The organism is Nostocoides sp. (assembly GCF_035343835.1).
In the GTDB taxonomy this organism is placed as follows: Bacteria; Actinomycetota; Actinomycetes; order Actinomycetales; family Dermatophilaceae; genus Nostocoides_A; species Nostocoides_A vanveenii.
In genome coordinates, this window is sequence record NZ_DAOQZV010000213.1 from 1 (window position 1) to 5,602 (window position 5,602).

At 70.9% G+C, this 5,602-nt stretch carries 4 protein-coding genes; 2 read left to right on the forward strand and 2 right to left on the reverse strand.

Features of this window, described 5'->3' with window-relative positions:
• Positions 1 to 599: ATP-binding cassette domain-containing protein (locus tag PKH97_RS13070; protein WP_324387939.1), on the forward strand; the 599-nt coding region annotated here is incomplete at its 5' end.
• Complete coding sequence (locus PKH97_RS13075; protein WP_324387940.1) at positions 596 to 2,455, forward strand: ABC transporter ATP-binding protein; 1,860 nt, start codon at positions 596 to 598, stop codon at positions 2,453 to 2,455. The genes PKH97_RS13070 and PKH97_RS13075, both read left to right, overlap by 4 nt.
• Before the next feature lie 30 nt (positions 2,456 to 2,485).
• On the opposite strand, the gene PKH97_RS13080 is transcribed toward PKH97_RS13075, so the two are convergent.
• The gene (locus PKH97_RS13080) at positions 2,486 to 4,174 is read right to left on the reverse strand and encodes a GMC family oxidoreductase (protein WP_324387942.1); all 1,689 of its coding nucleotides are present in this window, start codon (positions 4,172 to 4,174) and stop codon (positions 2,486 to 2,488) included.
• A partial coding sequence (locus PKH97_RS13085; RefSeq protein WP_324387943.1) for a succinic semialdehyde dehydrogenase occupies positions 4,171 to 5,602 on the reverse strand: 1,432 nt, incomplete at its 5' end. The genes PKH97_RS13085 and PKH97_RS13080, both read right to left, overlap by 4 nt.

The window sequence follows — 5,602 nt, forward strand, 5'->3', positions numbered from 1 at the left end:
CGGGCGGGGCGGGCGCGGGCGGCGTTGAAGCCACGGCATACGGCGCGGGACCCACGCTCGGCGGCCGGGCATTGGCCCACCTGCCGATCGACGTGGTCCGACGCACGGTGGTCGTCAACGATCCGGAGGCGCGCCTGTTCAGCGGGAGCCTGCGCGCGCAGTTGCGGGCCGGGCGGCCCGCCGACGACACCACGCTCGTCCGGGCCTTGGGCACTGCGCACGCGACCGAGATCCTTCACTCGCTCCCCGACGGCCTCGACACGATCGTGGAGGAGAAGGGCCGGGGCTTCTCCGGCGGTCAGCGGCAACGGCTCGGTTTGGCCCGGGCGTTGGCGATCGACCCTCCGGTGCTGGTGCTCATCGAGCCGACGAGCGCGGTCGATGCGCACACCGAGGCTCGCATCGGCGAGGAGCTGGCGCTTCACCGGCGCGGCCGGACGACCGTCGTCGCCACCGTCTCCCCCCTGGTGCTACACCACACCGACCGCGTGATTCTGCTCGTCGACGGCCGTGCCGTGGCGAGCGGCACGCACGCCGAGTTGCTGTCCGGCAACACGGCCTACCGCGACATCGTGATCCGAGGAGGTGACGACCGATGACCGACCTGCTGACCGACCACCGCGCCGCCGCCGGCGACGCTCACGAGACCGGGCCCGGCCGCCTCTTCAGCCCGAAGCGGCACCCGAGCCCCACTGCGGCCCAACTGGATCCGCACCGACGGACGCTCCCGGTGGCCGAGCCCGCCGTGGTCTGGCGACACACCAAGACGGTGTTGGGCCATCACCGGCGCGAGCTGTCCGCAGTGCTCGTGCTGCACGCGTTGGCCGCCGTCGCGGCACTCGTGCTGCCTCTGCTCATCGGCCGCCTGGTCGATGCGCTGGTCGCCGGCACGACGGCCGACCGCGTGGATCGGCTGGTGGGTCTGCTGCTGGTGACCGTGCTCGTGCAGACCGGGCTGACCTGGTGGGCACGGCGCGCAAGCTTCGTCTTCGGCGAGAGTCTCTTCGCCGACATGCGCGAGCGATTCATCGACCGGGCCAGCCGGCTGCCGCTGTCGACGCTGGAGCGGGCGGGCACCGGCGACCTGGTTGCTCGGACGACGAACGACGTCGAATCCCTCTCGTGGGCAGCGCGATTCGGTTTGCCGTCGATCTTCGTCGCCTCGGTGACGGTTGTGCTGACAATCGGCGCGATGCTCTGGGTTTCACCGCTCGGCGCACTTGCGCTGTTGGCGGCCGTGCCCTTCGCCTGGCCCGCGACCTGGTGGTATCTCCGGCGCGCGCGCCGCGGCTACCTCTGGGAGCGGGCCAAGTGGGCGGTGCTCAACGGCCTGGCGGCCGAGTCGGTCGAGGCCGCCCGGACGATCGACGCGCTCGACCTTGGGCGCGAGCGCCACGCGCGACTGGTGGATGCGGTCGAGCAGACCTATGCCGCGGAGAAGTACACGCGCTGGCTACGGATGTGGTGGTACGTGCCGACCGAGTTCTCCTATGTCGTGCCGACCGCTGTTGCACTCGCGTGGTGCGGGTGGCTCGTGCACGGCGAGTCGCTGACCATCGGCGCGGCCACAACGATCATTCTCTACATCCGGCAACTGGTCGATCCGTTCGATGAGCTGATCAGCTGGCTGGACGAGATCCAGGTCGCGGCGACGTCGCTGGCCCGGATCATCGGCGTCGAGGAAGTCCCGGACGACCGCGTCGCGACCGGCGCCGTGCCAGCCGGCGACGACCTGTCGGCGCTCGACGTGCGCTTCGGCTATCACGCGAATCTCGAGGTGCTGCATGGGGTTTCGCTCGATCTGCGGCCCGGTGAACGGCTGGCGATCGTCGGCCCGTCGGGTGCCGGCAAGTCGACCCTTGGGCGGCTGCTCGCCGGGATCGACGGGCCGACTTCGGGCTCGGTGACGGTTGGCGGTGTGCCTTTGATGGAGTTGTCGATGGACACCTTGCGCGGCGAGGTCGCGCTGGTGACCCAGGAGCATCACGTCTTCGTCGGGACGCTGCGGGACAACCTCCTGCTGGCCCGGCCGTCGGCGAGCGATGCGGATCTGACCGCGGCCCTCGCGTCGGTGGATGCGCTGGAGTGGGCCGAAGGGCTGCCCGAGGGGCTGTCCACCACGGTCGGGAGCGGCGGGCACCCGTTGTCGGAGCCCCAGAGTCAGCAGTTGGCGCTCGCCCGGCTCGTCCTTGCCGACCCGCACACCCTGGTGCTGGACGAGGCGACCTCGCTGCTCGACCCACGCGCCGCGCGGCACCTGGAACGGTCGCTGGCATCCGTGGTCGCGGACCGCACGGTCGTCGCGATCGCCCACCGCCTGCATACGGCACACGATGCCGACCGGGTGGCGGTCGTCGAAGACGGCCGGATCAGCGAGCTCGGCTCCCACGACGAACTGCTGGCCGCGCGCGGCCCCTACGCCGCGCTCTGGCGCTCCTGGCGCGCCGAAGGCTGACGCCCAACGGCCGGGCTCGGCCCGTCCGCGTCACTCCCTCAAGGCAGGGTGCTGCGCGGGCACAGCCGCAAGCCGGACGTATGGTGCGCCCTGCGCGGGTCGTGGATCCAGGTCACCCGCGTTGGGCCACAACGACATCGCCCGCTCGGCCTGCGCGGTGATCGTCAGCGACGGGTTGACGCCGAGGTTGGCCGAGATGGCCGAACCGTCGGTGATGTGCAGCCCGGGATAGCCCCAGACGCGGTGATAGGGATCGATCACCCCCTCGGCCGGCGTCGCCCCGATGACGGCACCACCGAGGAAGTGTGCGGTCATCGGGAAACCGAGGTTCTCCGCCCAGGAGCCACCCGGGAAGGACCGCTCTCCGGTCTCCGCGCCGAGAGCGGTCGCCATCGCGCGTGCGGCGGCGTGCCCGGACGGAATCCACGACGGGTTCGGCTCGCCATGCCCCTGTCGTGAGGTCAGCCCCCACCCGCCGGCCGGTCGCCGGCGCCCGGAGACGGTCAGGGAGTTGTCCCGGGTCTGCATCACCAGCGCAATGATCGTGCGCTGCGACCACGCCCGGTTGGATAGCTCATTGAGCATCCGCGGCTCACGTGCCAGCGCGCGCACCAGGGTTCCCGCCCGCGAATGCCCCGAATCCCCCGGCACCAGAATGCTTTTCAGCAGCCCCATAGCATTCGACCCAGGGCCGTAGCGGACATTCTCGACATGGGTCTCGGCATCGGGATGAAAGGATGAGGTGATCGCCACGCCGTGGCTGAGATCCTCACCATCGGGCACTCGAGCAAGCGAGGCACCGAGCAAGGCCTCGGAATTGGTGCGCGTGAGTTCACCCAAGCGCGCCGACAACCGTGGCAGTCGCCCCCGCTCCTTCAGGGCGTGCAACAACTGCTGGGAGCCCCAGGTGCCGGCCGCGATGACCACCTCGCGCGCCACGACGGTATGCCGTGACTTGCGCACCCACGCGCCGCTGCGCACGCTCGCCACGGCATACGCGGTCGGGACATCGTCGGCGGCAGACGTGAGCGGTGCGATGTCCACGACCGTCCGCAGCGGCTCGATCACCACGCCGAGCCGCTCGGCGAGCGCGAGGTAGTTCTTGACGAGCGTGTTCTTCGCGCCCACCCGGCAGCCGACCATGCAATTGCCGCACTCGGTGCAGCCCGTCCGCTCGGGTCCCGCGCCGCCGAAATACGGATCAGGAACCCGCTGTCCCGGCGGGCCGAAGAACACTCCCACCGGCGTCTTGCGATAGGTCTCGCCGACACCCATTGCCTCGGCCGCCGCCTGCATCGCCCGCTCCGCGGGCCCCTCGCACCGGTTGACGACAACGCCGAGCATCCGCGACGCGGTCGAGTAATGCGGCGCCAACTCCTCCTGCCAGTCGGTGATCCCCGCCCACTGCCGGTCGGCGAAGAAGGGCGCCGGCGGGACATAGAGGGTGTTGGCGTAGTTCAGCGACCCGCCCCCGACGCCGGCCCCGGCGAGCACGAGCACATCGGGGAGTTTGTGGATGCGCTGAATGCCGAAACACTTCAGCTTCGGGGCCCACAGATAGCGCCGCGCGTCCCAGCTGGTCTCGGCGAAGTCCGCGTCGGCGAAGCGCGCACCGGCCTCAAGGACGAGCACGGAATAGCCCTTTTCCGCGGCCCGCAACGCGGCGACCGACCCGCCGAAACCGGAGCCGATGACAACGACGTCGTATTCGGTTCTCATTGCAGCCGAAGGGCTTTCATCGCGCGCAGAGCGCCGGTCAGGAGGCGGGCGTAGGTCTCGTCGCGTTGCCCGAAGGCCGGGGCGATCGGCAGCACCCGCTGGGTGGTGACATTCTGCGCTTCGGTGAACCGCAGGATCCCCTCCTCGCCGTGACGGCGCCCGACCCCGGAGGCCTTCATCCCGCCCATCGGGGCGGCCACGCTGGCCCAGGCCGCGGCATACGCCTCGTTGATATTGACCGTCCCCGTGCGGATCTGGGCCGCGATCCGCCGGCCGCGCCCAAGGTCGCGCGTCCACACCGACGCATTGAGGCCGTATGCCGTGTCGTTGGCGAGCGCGATGGCCGCGTCGTCGTCGGCGACCCGGTAGATCGCGACCAAGGGGCCGAAGGTTTCCTCGTCACGGCAGGCCATCGCGGTGGTGACGCCGCTGAGGACGGTCGGCTCGTAGACATAGGGGCCGACGTCGGGGCGGGGGCGCCCGCCGGTCAGCACGGTGGCGCCCTTGGCCCGCGCATCGGCGACGTGCCCCTCGACGCGGGCGAGCTGGTCGGCCGAGATCAGCGAGCCCATGTCATACCCGTAGTGCAAACCGGTGCCCAGCCGCATCGCCTGCACGGTCGCGACGAAGCGGGGGACGAATGCGTCGTAGACCGCCTCGTGGACGAGCACCCGTTCGGTGGAGATGCACAGCTGCCCGGCCGAGGCGAAGCAGGCCCGGACCGCCCCGGGGACGGCCCGCCCCAGGTCGGCGTCGTCGGCGAGGTAGACGGAGTTCTTGCCGCCGAGTTCGAGGGAGGCGCCGACCAGCCGCTCCCCTGCGGCCTTGGCCACGGCGCGCCCGACGCCGGTCGAGCCGGTGAAGCAGACATAGTCGCCGCGATCGAGCACGGCGGCGCCGATGGTCGGCCCGTCGCCGAGGACGACCTGGAGCACATCGTCCGGCAACCCGGCGCGACGCAGGAGATCGAAGGCGGCCAGGGCGCTGAGCGACCCCTGCAGATCGGGCCGCAGCACCACGGCATTGCCGGCGAACAGCGCCGGCAGGGCATCGGTGATCGCCAGGCTCAGCGGATAATTCCACGGCGAGACGATCCCGACGACGCCCTTGGGGATGCGCGACTCGATCGTCTGCGTCAACACCGGATAGACGCCGCGGCGGCTGCGGGGGGCAAGCGCGCGAGCGCCGGTCGCGGCGTAGTGGCGCGCCACGATCGCGACGTCGGCAACTTCCTCGAAGGCCTGCAGTCGCGACTTGCCGGCCTCGGTCTGGACCAGATCGAGCAACCTCGGCTGCTCATCCAGCACCAGGTCGTGGAAGCGGCGCAGGATCGCGGCCTTCTCGGCAAGCGGCACGCGCGCCCACGCCGGCTGCGCGGCGCGAGCCACGGCATACGCGCGATCGACGTCGGCGACGCCTGGCTCGCGC